Source organism: Pseudomonas sp. Pse1, assembly GCF_024519635.1.
Lineage (GTDB): Bacteria > Pseudomonadota > Gammaproteobacteria > Pseudomonadales > Pseudomonadaceae > Aquipseudomonas.
The window spans coordinates 54,354-73,735 of record NZ_JALJRO010000009.1 but is presented as its reverse complement, the minus strand read 5'-3'; the positions used below and the strand labels follow the sequence as shown (position 1 = coordinate 73,735).

The following is a 19,382-nucleotide window of genomic DNA, read 5'->3' as shown; positions in this document are numbered from 1 at the left end:
CGGGCACACTGGTGGTCTGACTCTTTACCTACATCCCCAACCTGACTGGAGGACTGATCATGGTCTTGCGCTCGGAAATTCTGGTGAATAAAAACGTGCTGCCTACCAAAGAACAAGCTCTGCCTGGCCGTGAAACAGCGATGACGCTGCCGGAAAACCACTTCGTGTTCAAAGACACTCCGCTGCTCGGCCCGTTCTTCCAGGATGTCGACTTCGCAATCTTCGGCCTGGGCTGCTTCTGGGGCGCAGAGCGACGCTTCTGGCAGCGTGACGGCGTGGTCAGCACGGTGGTCGGTTACGCTGGCGGCTTCACCCCGAACCCAACCTACGAAGAGGTTTGCTCGGGCCTGACCGGCCACACCGAAGTGGTGTTGGTGGTGTATGACAAGGCCAAGGTCAGCTACAACGAACTGCTGGCGATGTTCTGGGAACTGCACAACCCGACCCAGGGCATGCGCCAGGGCAATGACATCGGCACCCAGTACCGCTCGGCCATCTATGCCACGACCCCGGAGCAACTGGAAGCGGCGCAAAAGAGCAAGGCCACCTACCAGGCGGAACTGAGCAAGGCTGGTCTGGGCGAGATCAGCACCGAGATCGACCAAGCGCCAACCGTGTACTTCGCCGAGGCCTATCACCAGCAATACCTGGCGAAAAACCCTGAAGGCTACTGCGGGATCGGCGGTACGGGCGTGACCTGCCCGATCTGACTTTCGGCAGCTGAAAAGCATCGCGGGCAAGCCCGCTCCCACCAAAACTGTGGGAGCGGGCTTGCCCGCGATGGGATCGGTCAGACGGTGACCTTATTCAGCAATAAGCCAATCCATCTGCCACCCACCCTGGGTCTGGCCGAGCTTCTTCGACAGCCAAGGCAGCAACTCACGCAACTCCTCTTCCAACCCCCACGGTGGATTGGCGATCGCCAGCCCGGAGCCGTTCAGGCTGTTCGGGGTGTCCAGCGGATGAACCAGTAATTCGACACGCAACAGCTTCGGCGCACCGCTGCCGGCCAGGTCCTGATAAAAGCGGCGCAACATGCGCTGATCCTTCACCGGGTACCAGATCGCAGCTACGGTCTGACGCATCCGGCCAATCGCCTCTTTAAGCGACGCGGCGCAACGTTGCATCTCGTCAAGCTTCTCGAACGGTGGGTCGATGAGCATCAGGCCGCGCTTTTCCGGCACCGGCAACAGCGCACGCGGCACATGCCAACCTTCGCCCAGATGCACTTTGACCCGACGATCACCCTTCATGTTGTCCTTGAGCAGCAAGCCGTCTTCCGGGTGCTTCTCGTTGAGCAACACCCGGTCCTGTGGCCGGGTCAGACGTCGCGCAAGCTCTGGCGAACCGGGGTAGTAGCGCAACTGGCCATCCGGGTTCATTTCATGCAGCACCTGCATGTAGTCAGCCGTCAAAATCGGCAGGTCCGGCTCGCCCCACAGCCGCGCGATGCCTTCCAGATACTCGCCGGTGCGGTTGGCCTGATCGCCTTGCAGGTCATACAGACCAATGCCAGCGTGAGTGTCGAGATAGGCAAACGGCTGCTCCTTGCGCGACATCAGGGCGATGAGGCGGGTCAAGGTCAGGTGTTTGAACACATCGGCGTGATTGCCGGCGTGGAAGGCGTGACGATAATTCATGATTGCTCCTGCGAAGGAGGCGAAGTTTACCCTGTAGTGCGCCCAGCGTCAGGGGTTCACAGCCGAGTGGCCCCTGGGCAGGAAAGACGAGCACAAAAAAACGGCCCGCACCTTGAGGGTGCGAGCCGTTTTTTTGATCAGTAATTGATCAGGACCTAAGCCCCTTCGATTACTTGTTCAGGTGGAAATCTTTCTCCGCCGCCGCGAAACGCTGCAGCATGCCCGCCGACGGCTCGCCCAGCTTGCTGACCATGAAAATGGCCAGGCTGGCGAAGATGAAGCCCGGGATGATTTCGTACAGGCCGAGCAGAGCGAAATGCTTCCAGACGATCACGGTGATCGCGCCGACCAGGATACCGGCCAGTGCGCCGTTCCGGGTCATGCCTTTCCACAGTACCGAAATCAGTACCACCGGACCGAAAGCGGCACCGAAGCCGGCCCAGGCGTAGCTCACCAGACCCAGTACGCGGTTTTCCGGATTGGCAGCCATGGCAATGGCAATCAGCGCAACCACCAGGACCATCGCACGACCAATCCACACCAGTTCCAGCTGGGAAGCATTTTTGCGCAGGAAAGCCTTGTAGAAGTCTTCGGTCAAGGCGCTCGAGCACACCAGCAACTGGCAGCTCAGGGTGCTCATCACGGCAGCCAGAATAGCCGACAGCAGCACGCCCGCGATCCATGGATTGAAGAGGATCTTCGCCAGTTCGATGAACACGCGCTCATGGTTTTCGGTCACCGGAGCCGCAACTTCCGGGTGCGCCGAGAAGTAAGCAATGCCGAAGAAGCCTACCGCCACGGTGCCGCCCAGGCACAGGATCATCCAGGTCATGGAGATACGACGGGCGTTGGCAATCGATTTCACCGAATCCGCCGCCATGAAGCGCGCCAGGATGTGCGGTTGGCCGAAGTAGCCCAGACCCCAACCCATCAGCGAGATAATCCCGATGAAGGTGGTGCCTTTGAGCATGTTGAAGTTTTCAGGGTTCTGCGCCTCGATGGCGAGGAACGTGGTGTCGACGCCACCGGTGGCCAGCAGCACGATGATCGGCGTCAGCAACAGGGCGAAGATCATCAGTGTGGCTTGCACAGTGTCAGTCCAGCTTACCGCCAGGAAACCACCGACAAAGGTGTAGGCAATGGTCGCCGCAGCGCCGGCCCACAGCGCAGTCTCGTAGGACATGCCGAAGGTGCTTTCGAACAGACGGGCGCCAGCCACGATGCCGGAGGCGCAATAGATGGTGAAGAACACCAGGATCACGATCGCAGAGATGATCCGCAGCAGACCGCTCTTGTCTTCGAAACGGCTGGAGAAGTAGTCCGGCAGCGTCAGTGCATCACCGTTGTGCTCGGTCTGCACGCGCAGACGACCGGCGACGAACAGCCAGTTCAGGTAGGCACCGACGATCAGGCCGATGGCGATCCAGCTTTCCGACAGACCGGACATGTAGATGGCGCCCGGCAGGCCCATCAGCAACCAGCCGCTCATGTCGGAAGCGCCAGCGGAAAGCGCGGTCACCACGCTGCCGAGGCTACGGCCACCGAGAATATAATCGGAAAGGTTGTTGGTGGAGCGATAGGCCATGAAGCCGATCAGCACCATTGCTGCGATGTAGATCACGAACGTGATCAGGGTTGGATTGCTTGCACTCATTGAGTTACGCCCTGGCTTTGTTTTTATGTAGCAGCGGTCTGATGGAGCGCCGCCAAACGATTACGCTTGAAAGACGATCGGATAATCCGCGCATTTATGACTGATGTTTCCCCAGGAAAGCCATCAGCCGATGAATCGTCTTGTGGACGGTTGCACCTTGGGCGCGAATCCTATTCAACAATGCAAATAAGGTGCAACCAGTTTCGGCCGATTAAGTTGCACCCAGTCGGAAATTTATTTTCCGGGACAGTTTCTTGCTCCCTTTCGGAGCAAAAAACCCAAACCACTACAAGAAAATGCACCATCAACGTTCAAGCCGGATGTACCAGGATTTATTTCCTGACGAGCTGCCGACATATCGGGCAAAAAAAGGGTTGCACCCGGTTGCACCTCTTTCAGCTCGCGGCTAATCTTGCCGCCAGCTGATGCCACGCAGTCGTGGCAAACATGAGGATAAAAATATGGCTACCACCACCCTTGGGGTCAAACTCGACGACCCAACCCGCGAGCGCCTCAAAGCCGCCGCGACCTCGATTGATCGCACGCCACACTGGCTGATCAAGCAGGCGATTTTCAATTACCTGGAAAAACTCGAGGGTGGTGCAACCCTGACCGAGCTCAACGGTTTGACCCGCGTCGATGCGGACGACAGTGCCGAGGTGCAGGTCGACCACGCGCACCAGTGCTTCCTCGAGTTCGCTGAAAGCATCCTCCCGCAATCGGTGCTGCGCGCTTCCATTACCGCCGCCTACCGTCGCCCGGAACCCGAAGTGGTGCCAATGCTGATCGAGCAGGCGCGCCTGCCGGCAACGATGGCCGAAGCCACCAACAAACTGGCTGCCTCGATTGCCGAAAAACTGCGCAATCAGAAGAGCGCCGGTGGCCGTGCCGGCATCGTTCAGGGCCTGCTGCAGGAGTTTTCCCTGTCGTCCCAGGAAGGCGTGGCGCTCATGTGCCTGGCCGAAGCCCTGCTGCGGATTCCGGATAAAGGCACCCGCGACGCACTGATCCGCGACAAGATTAGCACCGGCAACTGGCAACCGCATCTGGGCAACAGCCCTTCGCTGTTCGTCAACGCCGCCACCTGGGGCCTGCTGCTGACCGGCAAACTGGTCTCCACCCACAACGAAGCCGGCCTGACTTCGTCCCTGAGCCGCATCATCGGCAAGAGCGGCGAGCCGATGATCCGCAAGGGCGTCGACATGGCCATGCGCCTGATGGGCGAGCAGTTCGTCACCGGCGAAACCATCGCCGAAGCCCTGGCCAACGCCAGTAAGTTCGAAAGCAAGGGCTTCCGCTATTCCTACGACATGCTCGGTGAAGCCGCACTGACCGAACATGACGCGCAGAAATACCTCGCGTCCTACGAGCAAGCCATCCACTCGATCGGCAAGGCTTCCCACGGCCGTGGCATTTATGAAGGCCCGGGCATCTCCATCAAGCTGTCGGCCCTGCACCCACGCTACAGCCGCGCCCAATACGAGCGCGTGATGGACGAGCTGTACCCGCGCCTGCTGTCGCTGACCCTGCTGGCCAAGCAATACGACATCGGCCTGAACATCGATGCCGAAGAAGCCGACCGCCTGGAGCTGTCGCTGGATCTGCTCGAGCGACTGTGCTTCGAGCCGCAACTGACCGGCTGGAACGGTATCGGTTTCGTCATCCAGGCTTACCAAAAGCGCTGCCCTTACGTGATCGACTACGTGATCGACCTGGCTCGTCGCAGCCGTCATCGCCTGATGATCCGCCTGGTGAAAGGCGCGTACTGGGACAGCGAAATCAAGCGCGCCCAGGTCGAAGGCCTGGAAGGCTATCCGGTCTACACCCGCAAGGTGTACACCGACGTTTCCTACATTGCTTGCGCACGCAAACTGCTGTCGGTGCCGGAAGTCATCTACCCGCAGTTCGCCACGCACAACGCCCACACTCTGTCGGCCATCTATCACATCGCCGGTCAGAACTATTACCCAGGGCAGTACGAGTTCCAGTGCCTGCACGGCATGGGTGAACCACTGTACGAACAGGTTGTAGGCAAAGTTTCCGAGGGCAAACTGAACCGTCCGTGCCGCGTGTACGCACCGGTCGGCACCCACGAAACCCTGCTGGCTTACCTGGTACGTCGCCTGCTGGAAAACGGCGCGAACACCTCGTTCGTCAACCGCATCGCCGACCAGTCGATTTCCATCCAGGAACTGGTGGCCGATCCGGTCGCCAGCATTGAACAGATGGCGACCGTGGAGGGTGGTTTCGGCCTGCCGCACCCGCGCATCCCGTTGCCGCGAGACCTGTACGGTTCCGAGCGCGCTAACTCCAGCGGCATCGACATGGCCAACGAACATCGCCTGGCGTCGTTGTCCTGCGCCCTGCTCGCGACCGCGCACAACAACTGGAAAGCCGCGCCGATGCTCGGTTGCGCCTCCAGCAGCGAAACCCCAGCACCGGTACTGAACCCGTCGGACCTGCGTGACGTAGTCGGCCATGTCCAGGAAGCCACGGTCGAAGACGTCGACAATGCGATCCAGTGCGCCCTCAACGCCGCACCGATCTGGCAAGCCACGCCACCGGCCGAACGCGCAGCGATCCTGGAACGCGCTGCCGATCTGATGGAGGCCGATATCCAGCCGCTGATGGGCCTGTTGGCCCGCGAAGCCGGCAAGACTTTTGCCAACGCCATCGCCGAAGTGCGCGAAGCCGTGGACTTCCTGCGCTACTACGCGGTGCAGGCGCGCAACGACTTCAGCAACGACGCCCACCGCCCACTGGGCCCGGTGGTGTGCATCAGCCCGTGGAACTTCCCGCTGGCAATTTTCAGCGGCCAGGTGGCTGCTGCCCTGGCCGCCGGTAACCCAGTGCTGGCCAAACCTGCTGAGCAAACCCCGCTGGTGGCTGCCCAGGCGGTGCGCCTGATGCTGGAAGCCGGGATTCCCGAAGGCGTGTTGCAACTGCTGCCGGGCCGTGGCGAAACCGTCGGTGCCGGCCTGGTCGGCGACGATCGGGTCAAAGGCGTGATGTTCACCGGTTCCACCGAAGTGGCTCGCTTGCTGCAACGCAACATTGCCGGGCGCCTGGACAGCCAGGGTCGTCCAATCCCGCTGATCGCCGAAACCGGCGGCCAGAACGCGATGATCGTCGACTCTTCGGCACTGACCGAACAAGTCGTCATCGACGTGGTGTCCTCGGCCTTCGACAGCGCCGGCCAGCGGTGCTCGGCCCTGCGCGTGCTGTGTCTGCAGGAAGATTCCGCCGACCGTGTCATCGAAATGCTCAAGGGCGCCATGGCCGAATCGCGCCTGGGCAACCCGGAACGCCTAAACGTGGACATCGGCCCGGTGATCGACGCCGAAGCCAAGGCCGGTATCGAGAAGCACATCCAGGGCATGCGCGACAAAGGCCGCAGCGTGTACCAAGTGGCTATCGCCGACGCCGAAGAAGTCAAACGCGGCACCTTCGTCATGCCGACCCTGATCGAGCTGGAAAGCTTCGATGAGCTGCAACGCGAGATCTTCGGCCCGGTACTGCACGTGGTTCGTTACAAGCGCAAAGATATCGACCAGTTGATCGCGCAGATCAACGCATCTGGCTACGGCCTGACCCTGGGCGTGCACACTCGCATCGACGAGACCATCGCCAAGGTGATCGACAACGTCAATGCCGGTAACGTCTACGTTAACCGCAACATCGTGGGTGCCGTGGTCGGCGTCCAGCCGTTCGGTGGCGAAGGCCTGTCGGGCACTGGCCCTAAAGCCGGTGGTCCGCTGTACCTGTATCGCCTGCTGTCGACTCGCCCAAGCGACGCGATCGAGCAATCCTTTGCCCGTGCCGACGCCGAGACCGCACCGGATACCCGTCTGCGTGACGCCATGAGCAAGCCGCTGACGGCCCTGAAAACCTGGGCTGAAAGCCACAAGCTCAATGACCTGAGCGCCCTGTGCGCGCAGTTCGCCAAGCAATCGCAAAGCGGTATCACCCGCACCTTGGCCGGCCCGACCGGCGAGCGCAACAGCTACGCGATCCTACCCCGCGAGCACGTGCTGTGCCTGGCAGAAGTCGAAGCCGACCTGCTGACGCAACTGGCAGCGGTATTGGCTGTAGGTGGTTCGGCTGTCTGGCCGGAAACCGAGCTGAGCAAGAAGCTGTTCGCACGCCTGCCGAAGGATATTCAGGCACGCATCAACCTGATTTCCGACTGGAACAAGGATGAGGTGGTGTTTGATGCCGTCCTGCACCACGGCCATTCCGACCAGTTGCAAGCGGTCTGCCAGCAAGTGGCCAAGCGTGCCGGCGCGATTGTCGGCGTCCAGGGTCTCTCGCAAGGCGAAACCAACATTGCGCTGGAGCGACTGGTGATCGAGCGCGCGTTGAGCGTTAACACCGCTGCGGCGGGTGGTAATGCGAGCTTGATGACGATCGGCTAAATTCGCCGAACGTCAGAGACTACAAAATGGGCGCCCTCATCGGCGCCCATTTTTTTGCCTGCGCCGCTAGACCGCAAATATGCACACGCTCTGTCGGAGCTGGCTTGCCAGCGAAGAACGATAACGCGGTCAATCTGAAACAACGTGTTGTCGCGTTCGCTGGCCAGCTCCTACAGGTTGGTGTTTGGCGGCTCTATCACGCTCATCAATCATCCTGTTAATCGTTTATTCCCCATCCTAGACTCGGCCCATCCCAATAAAAGGTAGGCCGCCATGTCCGAGACGTTGCTCAGTTCCCGCAATCTGGCTTTCGAGCTGTACGAAGTCCTCGATGCCGAGGGTCTGACCCAGCGTGAGCGTTTCGCCGAGCACAGCCGCGAAACCTTCGATGCCGCCATCGGCACCGCCCGTACCATCGCCGAAAAATTCTTTGCCCCGCACAACCGCAAGGGCGACGAAAACGAGCCGCGCTATGAAGACGGCAAGGCGATCCTGATTCCGGAAGTCAAACCCGCCGTCGACGCGTTCCTCGAAGCCGGCTTCCTCAATGCCGCACGCAGTTTCGAGGCTGGAGGCATGCAGTTACCCACCTTACTGTCGCAAGCCTGTTTCGCCCACTTCCAATCGGCCAACGCAGCGTCCACTTCCTATCCGTTCCTGACCATGGGCGCGGCCAACCTGATCGAAAGCTTCGGCACCGATGAGCAGAAACAGCGCTTCCTACAGCCGATGATCGACGGCCGCTTCTTCGGCACCATGGCCCTGACCGAACCCCACGCTGGCTCGTCGCTGTCGGATATTCGTACCCGCGCCGAACCGGCGGCCGACGGCAGTTATCGAATCAAGGGCAACAAGATTTTCATCTCCGGTGGCGACCACCCGCTGTCGGAAAACATCGTGCACATGGTCCTGGCCAAACTGCCCGACGCGCCGCCCGGGGTGAAGGGCATTTCGCTGTTTATCGTCCCCAAGTTCCTGGTCAACGACGACGGCAGCCTGGGCCAGCGCAATGACGTGCTGCTGGCCGGGCTGTTCCACAAGATGGGCTGGCGCGGGACCACTTCCACCGCGCTGAATTTCGGCGATAACGGGAATTGCGTCGGCTATCTGGTGGGCAAACCACACCAGGGTCTGAGCTGCATGTTCCAGATGATGAACGAAGCGCGCATTGGTGTCGGCATGGGCGCGGTGATGCTCGGCTACGCCGGCTATCTCTATTCGCTGGAATACGCCCGGGAACGTCCGCAGGGCCGCCTGCCGGACAGCAAGGATCCAACCACTGCACCGGTGTCGATCGTCCAGCATGCCGACGTCAAGCGCATGCTGCTGACCCAGAAAGCCTACGTGGAAGGCGCCTTCGACCTCGGCCTTTACGCGGCCCGGCTGTTCGATGACACCACCACCCTTGAGACCGAAGCCGAACGCAAACAGGCCCATGAACTGCTCGATCTGCTGACCCCGATCGTCAAATCCTGGCCGTCGGAGTTTTGCCTGAAGGCCAACGAACTGGCGATCCAGATCCTCGGCGGTCACGGCTATACCCGCGAATACCCGGTGGAGCAGTATTACCGTGACAACCGCCTGAACCCGATCCACGAAGGCACCCATGGCATTCAGTCGCTGGACCTGCTGGGACGCAAACTGGCGCAGAACGGCGGTGCAGGCCTGAAGCAATTGATCCGTCTGATCGCCGCCACCGGCGCGCGGGCCCAGGCATTCGAGTCACTGAATGCACTGCGTGAACCGCTGGAAACACTGGTGGCGCGCGTGCAAACGGTGACCATCGGCCTGCTGACCGATCTCGGGCAAGGCAAGGTCAACAGCAGCCTGGCCAACTCGGCGCTGTACCTCAAAGTATTTGGTCATACGGTGATTGGCTGGCGCTGGCTGGAGCAAGCGATTCGTGCCGAGGAAGGGCTGGCCAAGGGCAATGCAGCGGATGTGGCTTTCTATAAAGGCAAGTTGCAGGCGGCGCGGTACTTCCTGACCTGGGAGGTGCCGGGCTGCCAGCATGAGCTGGCCATTCTTGAAGCTCGGGATGATGTTTGCCTGGGGATGCAGGATGAGTGGTTCTGATTCAAGCCTTGCGCTGTCGCTGACATCCATTAACTGCGAGTGGATGTCAGCACAGTCAACGCATTTATCAGCTCAGACGAAACCCACCCATCTGCCGCGCCAGATCATCCGCCAAGCGCTGCAACGTCTGACAATCCTCACGACAAGCCCGCACCTCCCCTGCCGTCGCCCGCGCCAGATCGGAAATACCCTGCACGTTGCGGTTGATTTCCTCGGTCACCGCCGACTGCTCTTCCGTCGCCGTCGCGACCTGGTGATTCATGTCGCTGATGCGCTCTACCTGCCCGGTAATAGCGGTCAACGAGGCGCCCGTGCGCTGGCTCGATTCAACTCCGGTACCCGTTGCTGCCTGGCCGCTATGCATGGATGACACAGCGTTGTGCGCCCCCTGCTTGAGGCTGCCGATCATCTGCTGAATCTCATCGGTGGACGACTGGGTGCGCCGCGCCAACGTCCGCACCTCGTCGGCGACCACGGCAAATCCGCGCCCCATATCGCCGGCCCGCGCCGCTTCAATGGCTGCGTTGAGCGCCAGCAGATTAGTCTGCTCAGAAATTCCGCGGATCACTGCCAATACCTGATCGATCGACGCCACCTGGTCCGCCAACTCAGCCACGGCACCGGCAGCGACGCCGATTTCATCGGACATGCTTTCAATATGGCGAATCGAGCCACCCACCACTTCCCGCGCCTGCATGGCTTCATCTCGCGCACTTTGCGAAGCGACTGCCGCGTTTCCGGCGTTTTGCGCAATTTCCTGCACCGTCAGGCCCATTTCATGAACGGCGGTGGCGACCATATCGGTCATTTCCTGCTGACGTCCGGAGCGCTCGGCAGTGTTCTCGACGACGGTCGCCACCTGCCCGACCGCCATCCGTAAGCGATCGCTGGTGGCCAGTACTTCGCCGATCATATCTCGCTGACTATCGAGGAACCGGTTGAAGCCACGGGCCAGATCACCCAACTCATCGGCACGACTGGCATCCAGCCGATGGGTCAAATCGCCACCACCGCTACCGATAGCGACCAGCGCAGTTGTTACCTGACGAATCGGCCGCACCAAACCACGGGCCAGCAGCACCACCAGCAACAGGCAAACCAATGCCACCGCCAGACCGATACCGCTGCTCATCCACATGGCACGTCGGGCTTCGGCGTAGATCTGCGACTGCGGCACTTCGGCCACCAGACTCCAGCCAAGCCCCCGCAGCGGCATGCTCAATGCCAGATAATCCTCGCCCTCTCGGGTAAAGCTGCGACTCGTGGCGGTTTTTTGACCCATGATGGCCTGCGCCGCCGACTCGCCGATTTGCTCGGTCAAGGTGCGTTTGCCGCTGAATTGCGCCTCGGGATGGACCTGGATCAGCCCGTCGGAACGCACGAGATAGACCTTGCCGCGCTCACCGAAGCTGAAGTCGTGAATCAGCTGCGACAACTCCTTCACGCTCAGCCCCAGCCCGGCAACGCCCACCACTTTGCCGGCCTGCTCGACCTTGATATCGATGAACAGCGCCAATTCTCCGGTGGCGGTGTCATTGTCGATATTGAGGGTGCGCGATTGATCGCTGTCCAGGAACGAGAAGAACCAGGCATCGCTGGGCTTGGAGCGACTGAGGGTGCGGTCCAGGCCTTTTTCAGTGATGTAATGATGAGAAGCACCGCCGATGATCAGAGCGGTGAAAGCCTTGTGTTCGGCGCGGATGCCTTCCAGATATTGCGTATAAGCAGGAATTTGCGCGCTGTCTTCACCGGTCGCCAACCAGTCGCGCAGCATGCTGTTGCTGGCGATATCTTTGGCGGCGGTGAGCGGTTGGCCGAGGATGCGTTCGATGTCGTTGCGCATCGCCTCGATGCTCGAGGGCAGCGCCTGCTCGACCAGATAGCTCTGGGCAAGGCGGTTGACCACCAGGGTATAAATGCCAACCACGATCAGCATGCTCACGAGCAGGGCGGTGCCCATGCTCAGGATCAACTGCCATTGAATACTGCGTCGCCAGAACTGCATGAGGCACCCCCAAAGAGTAAGAGGCGGAACACATTGCAACTGCCGTGCCGATTGTATACAGCCGTATCGACAATTTACTCTTTGGTTGTGCTCACATCGATCAGGCCTGGCTGATCGTCTTGGCAATCACCTCAACCGTGGCGCTGACTTGCTCTTGATAACGGTCGAGTTCCTGCTGGTGGCGCTTTTGCATTTCCAGTTGCTTGGAGCACAGATTCATTGCGGCCAGCACCAGCAGTTTGTCGCCGATCAGGGTCGGATAGCGCTTTTTGGTCTCGGCCAGCGCCGCTTTCAACATCAGCGCGGCGTCCAGCAGGGTCTGCTCTTCACCGGCCGGCGCCTTGATCGAATAGTCCTCCCCGAGAATCGAGACGACTTTCACCCCATCGACACCGTGGTTCATGCGCTGACAGGACCCGAGCTCACACGCTCAACCAGGGCCTGAATGCGCGCGACGGTCGCGCCTTGTTTCTCTTCCTGTTCCATCAGGCTCAGTTGCAGGCTTTCGTTTTCGTCCTTGGCCTGAGCCAGTTCGGCACTCAGGGAAGTGTTTTTGCCGAGCAGTTCCTGGTTCTGTTGCACCAGTTCGCTGACCAGTTGTTCCAATTGGCTGAGGGTTGTTTCCAACATTTTGATTTTCCGGGCATTTTCAAAGGGCGCGTAAGATAAAGAAAAGTCACCACAGGCGCCAGGGTTATTCAGGCGTAGAGCCTGGAATTGTCTGACAGCGACTTTCTCGCGAGTTTTAAAGACTGTGAATGGTCATTCTGGTTCCCGCCCTTCGTCATTTCGCCAGGCGACACACTCATTGCGCGGGCGTGCCGGGAGTTAAGTTTTTACTCTGCAAAAGCTTTTTGACAGCATCACATTTCAACAGGTTAGAATCGCTGGCACGCACGCTGCATAGGCAGTTGGCGCCCGTCTTTTCCTGCTTTGCGGAGTACTGCCTTTGAATGCGACGACCATCAACAGCCTGTTCTTGATCGGCGCGTTGCTGGTAGGTGCGAGCATTCTGGTGAGTTCTCTTTCCTCGCGCCTGGGGATCCCGATTCTGGTGATCATCCTGGCAGTGGGCATGGCCGCCGGCGTCGACGGCGGCGGCATCATCTTCAACAACTACCCCACTGCTTACCTGGTCGGCAACCTGGCCCTGGCTGTGATCCTGCTCGACGGCGGCCTGCGCACGAGGGTGTCGAGCTTTCGCGTGGCGCTGTGGCCGGCGTTGTCGCTAGCCACGGTCGGGGTACTGATCACCACCGGCTTGACTGGCATGGCTGCTGCCTGGCTGTTCGACCTGAACCTGATCCAGGGCCTGTTGATCGGCGCGATTGTCGGCTCGACCGATGCCGCGGCGGTGTTCTCCCTACTCGGTGGCAAAGGCCTGAACGAGCGGGTGACCGCCACCCTGGAAATCGAGTCTGGCAGCAACGACCCAATGGCGGTGTTCCTCACGGTCACCCTGATCGACATGCTCGCCAGCGGCCAGACCGGCCTGCACTGGAGCCTGCTGACTCATCTTCTGCGCGAATTCGGTATCGGCGGACTGATTGGCCTGGGCGGTGGCTGGTTGATGCTGCAGATGGTCAATCGCATCAACCTGGCCACCGGCCTGTACCCGATCCTGGTGATCGCCGGCGGTCTCGTCGTCTTCGCCCTGACCAACGCCCTGCACGGCAGCGGCTTCCTCGCGGTCTATCTGTGCGGCCTGGTGATCGGTAACCGCCCGGTGCGCAGCCGCCACGGTATTTTGCATATGCTCGACGGCATGGCATGGCTGGCACAGATCGGCATGTTCCTGGTCCTCGGCCTGCTGGTCACCCCCCACGATTTGCTGCCCATCGCTGCGCCCGCCCTCGGCTTGGCCCTGTGGATGATCCTGTTTGCCCGCCCACTCTCGGTGATCGTAGGACTGCTGCCATTCAAAGCCTTCCATGGCCGGGAAAAGGTGTTCATTTCGTGGGTCGGCCTACGTGGCGCGGTACCGATCATTCTGGCGGTGTTCCCGTTGATGGCCGGGCTGCCCAACGCCCAGCTGTATTTCAACCTGGCATTCTTCATCGTCCTGGTCTCATTGCTCGTGCAGGGCACCAGCCTGCCGTGGGTCGCCAAGCTGTTGAAGGTCACGGTACCTCCCGAGCCTGCACCGATTTCCCGCGCCGCCCTTGAAGTTCACGTGACCAGCGAATGGGAGCTGTTCGTTTATCGCCTCGGTGCTGAAAAATGGTGCATCGGTGCGGCACTGCGCGAGCTGAAAATGCCCGAGGGCACACGTATCGCAGCGCTGTTTCGCGGTCAGCAACTGCTCCATCCGTCGGGTAGTACGGTGCTGGAAGCCGATGATTTGCTTTGCGTTATCGGCCATGAACACAACCTTGCGGCCCTCGGAAAACTCTTCAGCCAGGCCCCCCAACGGGGCCTCGATTTGCGCTTCTTCGGCGACTTCGTGCTCGAAGGCGACGCCCAGCTGGGCGCGGTTTCCGCGCTGTACGGGCTGCAGCTCGAAGGGGTCGATCCGGACATGCCGCTGGGTCGCTTCATCACCCAGAAAGTCGGCGGTGCTCCGGTAGTCGGCGACCAGGTGGAATGGAACAACACCATCTGGACGGTGGCGGTCATGGAGGGGAACAAGATTGCCAAAGTGGGCGTCAGATTCCCCGAAGGAAGTCGCCCGGGCCCCGGGTTGTTCCTCTAAACTCTTTTTTCGCCCTGCTTTTGATCGGTCACTATGCCAACCCTGCGTACATTTCTAGCGATAGCCCTGCTGGGGCTGAGTCTCTCCGTTGGCACCCTGCAAGCGGCCGAACCACCGTCCGCCGAAAGCGTCCAGAAGAGCCTGGACAATATTGCCGCGCGCAAACTGCCCGAGGCTGACCAGAAAGCCCTGCAGACCGTGCTGCAACAGACCCTGACCCAGCTGTCGAACAAGAACGATTATGAAAAACGCCTGAGCGACCTCAAGCAACAGCTGAGCACTGCCCCCAAGCAGAACCTCGAGAATCAGCGCGAGCTGGAGCGCCTCACTGCGACCAAAGTGGTGCCGGTGGCACAGCGCTACGCCAACCTGACGGTGCCGCAACTGGAGCAGATGCTCACCGATCGCAGCACCCAACAAAGTGATCTGCAAAAAGCCTTGGCCGACGCCAACAGCCTGATCATCACCGCGCAAACCCGTCCCGAGCGCGCCCAGGCCGAAATCGCCAGCAGCCAGTCGCGCATCCTGCAGATCAACAACATCCTCAAGGCCGGTAAAGACGGCGGCAAGACCCTCTCCGCCGAACAGCGCGACCAGCTCAGTGCCGAACTCGCCGCCCTCAACGCGTTGATCCCTCTGCGCCGCCAGGAACTGGCCGGCAATAGCCAACTGCAAGACCTGGGCAACAGCCAGCACGACCTGCTGATCGAGCGGACTGCGCGCATGGAGCAGGAAATCCAGGACCTGCAGACCCTGATCAACCAGAAGCGCCTGGCGCAATCCCAGGAGACGGTCACCCAGCAGTCGATCGAAGCGCAGAAGTCCGGAGGCAGCAGTTTGCTGGCCACCGAAAGCGCCGCCAACCTGAAGCTGTCCGATTACCTGCTCAAGAGCACCGACCGCCTCAATGAGTTGACCCAGCAGAACCTGCAGACCAAGCAGCAGCTCGACATCGTGACCCAGAGCGACGCGGCCCTGGACGAACAGATCAGCGTGCTCAAGGGCAGCCTGCTGCTGTCGAAGATCCTCTACAAACAGAAGCAGGCCCTGCCACGCCTGCGGGTGGACCGCGACCTCGCCGACCAGATTGCCGACATCCGCCTGTATCAGTTCGAAGTCAATCAACAGCGCGAACTGATCAGCAATCCCACCGCCTATGTGGATAACTTGCTGGCCTCCCAGCCTCCCGACCAGGTCACCCCACAGCTGCGCAAGAACCTGCTGGATCTGGCATTCACCCGCGCCGATCTGCTGGAGCGCTTGAACCGCGAGCTGAGCGCGTTGCTCAACGAATCCATCACCCTGCAACTGAACCAGAAACAACTGCTGACCACGGCGTCGAATCTGCGAGCGACGTTGGATGAGCAGATGTTCTGGATTCCCAGCAACAAGCCGCTGGATCCGGAATGGATGCGGGGCGTGCCGTCGCGCCTGGCAAAACAGATCGACACCTTGCCGTGGATCTCCAGCCTCAGCGAACTCAGTGACGGCCTGATCCAGCGCCCGCTGCTGTTTACCCCGCTGGCCTTGCTGATCGGCTTCCTGCTGTGGCGCCGCAAATACCTGTATGCACGACTGAACAAGGTCCACCAGGACATCGGGCACTTCAAGCGTGACAGCCAATGGCACACCCCGCAGGCGATCCTGATCAACGTGCTGTTGGCAATGCCGGTCGCCCTGGCGCTGGCGCTGTGCGGCTACGCCTTGCAGTTCGACGCCCGTGGGCAGAACGCCAACCTCGGTGCCGCGCTGTTGCAGATATCCCAGGCCTGGCTGGTGTTCTACACCGCCTACCGGATCCTCGCGCCGGGCGGCGTGGCCGAATTGCACTTCCGCTGGGAGCGTGCGCAGGTCGAATTCCTGCGCCGCTGGATCCGTCGCCTGGGCATCGTGGTGTTTGCCCTGGTGTCGGTGGTCTCGGTGGCGGAATTGCAACCGGCGGCGCTGGCCGACGACGTACTGGGCATCGCCGTGGTCCTGACCTGCTATGCGCTGATGGCCTGGCTGCTCAGCCGCCTGTTGCTCAACAGCCCGGCCCACAACAATGCTTCGCTATTCCGCAAGGCAGTCGGAGTGCTGTTCACCGCCCTGCCCGTGGCCCTGTTCATCGCCGTATGCTTCGGCTACTTCTATACCGCACTGAAACTCAGCGATCGCCTGATCAACACCCTTTATCTGTTGATGTTCTGGCTGGTGATCGAGGCCACTTTCGTCCGCGGCCTGGCCGTTGCGGCACGGCGCCTGGCCTACCAGCGCGCACTGGCCAAGCGCCTGGCGGCCAAGGAAGCCGGCGACGGCGAAGCGGTGGTCGAAGAGCCGACCCTGGACATCGAAAAGGTCAACGAGCAATCCCTGCGCCTGATCCGCCTGGCCCTGCTGGGTGGCTTCATCGCCGCGCTGTACTGGGTCTGGGCCGACCTGATCACCGTGTTCTCGTATCTGGACAACGTCACGCTGTACGAATACACCAGCGGCACCGGCGCCAACATGAGCATGGTGCCGATCAGTATCGGCGACATGCTTGGCGCGCTGATCATTATCGGCATCACCCTGGCGTTGGCGCGCAACCTGCCCGGACTGCTGGAAGTACTGGTGTTGTCCAAGCTCGACCTAGCCCAGGGCAGCGCCTACGCCACCACCACCCTGCTGACCTACGTGATCGCCGGCGTCGGCTTTGTCTCGACCCTGTCCACCCTTGGCGTCAGCTGGGACAAGCTGCAATGGCTGGTAGCAGCGCTGTCGGTCGGCCTGGGTTTCGGCATGCAGGAGATCTTCGCCAACTTCATCTCCGGGATCATGATCCTGTTCGAGCGCCCGGTGCGGATCGGCGACACCATCACCATCGGCAACCTGTCAGGGACGGTGAGCAAGATCCGCATCCGCGCCACCACCATCACCGACTTCGACCGCAAGGACATCATCGTCCCGAACAAGACGTTCATCACCGGGCAACTGATCAACTGGTCGCTGACCGACACCGTCACCCGGGTAACCCTGAAACTCGGCGTGGACTACGGCTCCGACCTCGACCTGGTCAAGGAACTGCTGCTCAAGGCCGCTCGTGAAAACCCGCGCGTGTTGAAAGAGCCCGAGCCCCATGTGTACTTCCTGAACTTCGGCGAAAGTACCCTGGACCACGAACTGCGGGTGCATGTGCGCGACCTTGGCGACCGTAACCCGGTGCTCGACGAAATCAACCGCTTCATCAACCGCGAGTTCAAGAAGCAGCACATCAACATTTCGTTCCGGCAGATGGAGGTCTACCTGAAGAACCTGCATGGCCAGGAATACAAAATGGTGCCGATTGAGCCTGAAGCGAAAACCATCGTTCCGGCGAACGACGCGACGACCGAGCAAAAGCCGCCTGCCCCCAAACTCGACTAACGACGCAATCCCCAGCAGAATGCTCGGACATTCTGCTGGAGATGGCCGTTGAAAGCCCTCGACGAACTGACCTTCGATAACCGCTTCGCCCGCTTGGGCGACGCGTTCTCAACCCACGTCCTGCCCGAGCCCATCAGCGAACCACGCTTGGTGGTGGCCAGCCCTGCCGCCATGGCGCTGCTCGACCTCGACCCGGCAGTGGCCGAGAGCCCGTTATTTGCCGAATTGTTCGGCGGCCACAAACTGTGGGCCGAGGCCGAGCCACGGGCGATGGTGTACTCGGGGCACCAGTTCGGCTCCTACAATCCGCAACTGGGTGACGGACGCGGGCTGCTGCTCGGTGAGGTCTACAACCAGGCAGGGGAACATTGGGATTTGCACCTCAAGGGTGCCGGGCAGACGCCCTACTCGCGCATGGGCGATGGTCGTGCGGTGCTACGCTCGTCGATTCGCGAATTTCTCGCCTCCGAGGCGCTGCATGCATTGGGCATCCCGACCACCCGCGCGTTGTGCGTGATCGGCTCGGATACCCCGGTGTGGCGCGAAAAGCAGGAAAGAGCGGCAATGGTCCTGCGCCTGGCACCCAGCCACATCCGCTTCGGTCATTTCGAGTATTTCTACTACACGAAGCGGCCGGAGCAGCAGAAGGCCCTCGGTGAGCACGTCCTGGCCATGCACTTCCCCGAGTGCCGGGAGCAACCAGAACCTTATCTGGCGATGTTCCGCGAAATCGTTGAACGTAACGCCGAGCTGATCGCCAAATGGCAAGCCTATGGTTTCTGTCATGGGGTGATGAACACCGACAATATGTCGACTCTCGGCATCACCTTCGATTTCGGCCCGTTCGCCTTTCTTGATGACTTCGACGCCAACTTCATCTGCAACCACTCCGATGACAGGGGTCGCTATTCGTTCAGCAATCAGGTACCGATCGGCCAGTGGAACCTCAGCGCCCTTGCTCAAGCCTTGACGCCCTTCATCAGCGTCGAAGCGCTGCGTGAAACCCTCGGCCTGTATCTGCCGCTGTTCCAGGTTCACTATCTGGACCTGATGCGCCGTCGGCTGGGTCTGACCACGGGCGAAGACAACGATCAGGCGCTGGTCGAGCAACTGTTGCAGTTGATGCAGGGTAGCGGCGTCGACTACAACCTGTTCTTCCGCCACTTGGGCGAGCATAGCGCCGAATCGGCCGTCGCCCGCCTGCGGGATGACTTCGTCGATATCAAGGGTTTCGATGCCTGGGCCGAACGCTACTGCGCCCGCGTGTCCCGCGATGGCAACGATGACCAGAGCGAACGCCGCCAGCGCATGCACGCGGTCAACCCGCTGTACATCTTGCGCAACTACCTTGCGCAGGAGGCCATCGACGCGGCCGAAGCCGGTGATTACTCGGTAGTCCGGCGCCTGCACGAGCTATTGAGCGACCCGTTCAATGAACAACCCGGCATGGCCCACTTCGCGGAACGGCCCCCGGAATGGGGCAAGCATCTGGAAATCAGTTGCTCGTCGTAAAACC

At 60.8% G+C, this 19,382-nt stretch carries 11 protein-coding genes and 1 pseudogene; 6 read left to right on the top strand and 6 right to left on the bottom strand.

Annotation, left to right across the window (positions count from 1 at the left end; translation table 11 throughout):
* The first annotated feature begins 59 nt into the window (after window positions 1–59).
* On the top strand, window positions 60–710 hold the full coding sequence (msrA, locus tag NR126_RS15265; RefSeq protein ID WP_027617473.1) for a peptide-methionine (S)-S-oxide reductase MsrA: 651 nt from the start codon (window positions 60–62) through the stop codon (window positions 708–710).
* A 93-nt stretch (window positions 711–803) separates the two neighbouring features.
* Here msrA and NR126_RS15260 read toward each other — a convergent pair whose 3' ends face one another.
* Together NR126_RS15260 and putP are read right to left on the bottom strand one after the other, a co-directional pair.
* Complete coding sequence (locus NR126_RS15260) at window positions 804–1,640, bottom strand: 23S rRNA (adenine(2030)-N(6))-methyltransferase RlmJ (protein ID WP_256830558.1); 837 nt, start codon at window positions 1,638–1,640, stop codon at window positions 804–806.
* A gap of 169 nt (window positions 1,641–1,809) precedes the next feature.
* Window positions 1,810–3,294: a sodium/proline symporter PutP gene (gene putP / locus NR126_RS15255; RefSeq protein ID WP_027617471.1), complete on the bottom strand. Its 1,485-nt coding sequence runs from the start codon at window positions 3,292–3,294 to the stop codon at window positions 1,810–1,812.
* 461 nt (window positions 3,295–3,755) lie between these two features.
* Here putP and putA point away from each other — a divergent pair, with 461 nt between their 5' ends.
* Together putA and NR126_RS15245 are read left to right on the top strand one after the other, a co-directional pair.
* Entirely contained in the window at window positions 3,756–7,709 is a 3,954-nt protein-coding gene (gene putA / locus NR126_RS15250) for a trifunctional transcriptional regulator/proline dehydrogenase/L-glutamate gamma-semialdehyde dehydrogenase (RefSeq protein WP_105754025.1), read from the top strand.
* A 273-nt stretch (window positions 7,710–7,982) separates the two neighbouring features.
* On the top strand, window positions 7,983–9,785 hold the full coding sequence (locus NR126_RS15245) for an acyl-CoA dehydrogenase (protein WP_105754026.1): 1,803 nt from the start codon (window positions 7,983–7,985) through the stop codon (window positions 9,783–9,785).
* A 67-nt stretch (window positions 9,786–9,852) separates the two neighbouring features.
* Here NR126_RS15245 and NR126_RS29005 read toward each other — a convergent pair whose 3' ends face one another.
* The 4 genes and pseudogenes from NR126_RS29005 to NR126_RS15230 form a co-directional block, all read right to left on the bottom strand.
* Window positions 9,853–10,584, bottom strand: coding sequence for a methyl-accepting chemotaxis protein (locus NR126_RS29005; RefSeq protein ID WP_371321441.1), 732 nt, complete (start codon window positions 10,582–10,584; stop codon window positions 9,853–9,855).
* 132 nt (window positions 10,585–10,716) lie between these two features.
* A pseudogene (locus NR126_RS29000) lies at window positions 10,717–11,721 on the bottom strand (cache domain-containing protein); the annotation flags it as partial.
* 169 nt (window positions 11,722–11,890) lie between these two features.
* Window positions 11,891–12,193: a cell division protein ZapA gene (locus NR126_RS15235; RefSeq protein WP_027617467.1), complete on the bottom strand. Its 303-nt coding sequence runs from the start codon at window positions 12,191–12,193 to the stop codon at window positions 11,891–11,893.
* Entirely contained in the window at window positions 12,190–12,420 is a 231-nt protein-coding gene (locus NR126_RS15230; RefSeq protein WP_027617466.1) for a hypothetical protein, read from the bottom strand. The genes NR126_RS15235 and NR126_RS15230 overlap by 4 nt, the downstream gene beginning before the upstream one ends.
* A 319-nt stretch (window positions 12,421–12,739) precedes the next feature.
* Between NR126_RS15230 and NR126_RS15225 the strand changes: the two genes are divergently transcribed.
* From NR126_RS15225 to selO, 3 genes are read left to right on the top strand one after another with little or no spacing between them, the layout of a single operon-like run.
* Window positions 12,740–14,482 carry a potassium/proton antiporter gene (locus NR126_RS15225; protein WP_105754028.1) on the top strand — a complete coding sequence of 581 codons (1,743 nt, stop codon included), beginning with the start codon at window positions 12,740–12,742 and terminating at the stop codon, window positions 14,480–14,482.
* A gap of 33 nt (window positions 14,483–14,515) precedes the next feature.
* The gene (gene mscK / locus NR126_RS15220) at window positions 14,516–17,866 is read left to right on the top strand and encodes a mechanosensitive channel MscK (RefSeq protein ID WP_256830556.1); all 3,351 of its coding nucleotides are present in this window, start codon (window positions 14,516–14,518) and stop codon (window positions 17,864–17,866) included.
* 48 nt (window positions 17,867–17,914) lie between these two features.
* A complete protein-coding gene (gene selO, locus NR126_RS15215; protein WP_256830555.1) occupies window positions 17,915–19,378 on the top strand; it encodes a protein adenylyltransferase SelO in 1,464 nt (487 codons plus the stop codon).
* Window positions 19,379–19,382: the final 4 nt, after the last annotated feature.

What these genes read in the sequence shown, in the direction of transcription:
- NR126_RS15260 (WP_256830558.1), bottom strand. Translation starts at nt 1,640, where the DNA reads ATGAATTATCGTCACGCCTTCCACGCCGGCAATCACGCCGATGTGTTC.
- NR126_RS29005 (WP_371321441.1), bottom strand. Translation starts at nt 10,584, where the DNA reads ATGGTCGCCACCGCCGTTCATGAAATGGGCCTGACGGTGCAGGAAATT.
- NR126_RS15230 (WP_027617466.1), bottom strand. Translation starts at nt 12,420, where the DNA reads ATGTTGGAAACAACCCTCAGCCAATTGGAACAACTGGTCAGCGAACTG.
- msrA (WP_027617473.1), top strand. Translation starts at nt 60, where the DNA reads ATGGTCTTGCGCTCGGAAATTCTGGTGAATAAAAACGTGCTGCCTACC.
- NR126_RS15245 (WP_105754026.1), top strand. Translation starts at nt 7,983, where the DNA reads ATGTCCGAGACGTTGCTCAGTTCCCGCAATCTGGCTTTCGAGCTGTAC.
- putP (WP_027617471.1), bottom strand. Translation starts at nt 3,294, where the DNA reads ATGAGTGCAAGCAATCCAACCCTGATCACGTTCGTGATCTACATCGCA.
- NR126_RS15235 (WP_027617467.1), bottom strand. Translation starts at nt 12,193, where the DNA reads ATGAACCACGGTGTCGATGGGGTGAAAGTCGTCTCGATTCTCGGGGAG.
- mscK (WP_256830556.1), top strand. Translation starts at nt 14,516, where the DNA reads ATGCCAACCCTGCGTACATTTCTAGCGATAGCCCTGCTGGGGCTGAGT.
- putA (WP_105754025.1), top strand. Translation starts at nt 3,756, where the DNA reads ATGGCTACCACCACCCTTGGGGTCAAACTCGACGACCCAACCCGCGAG.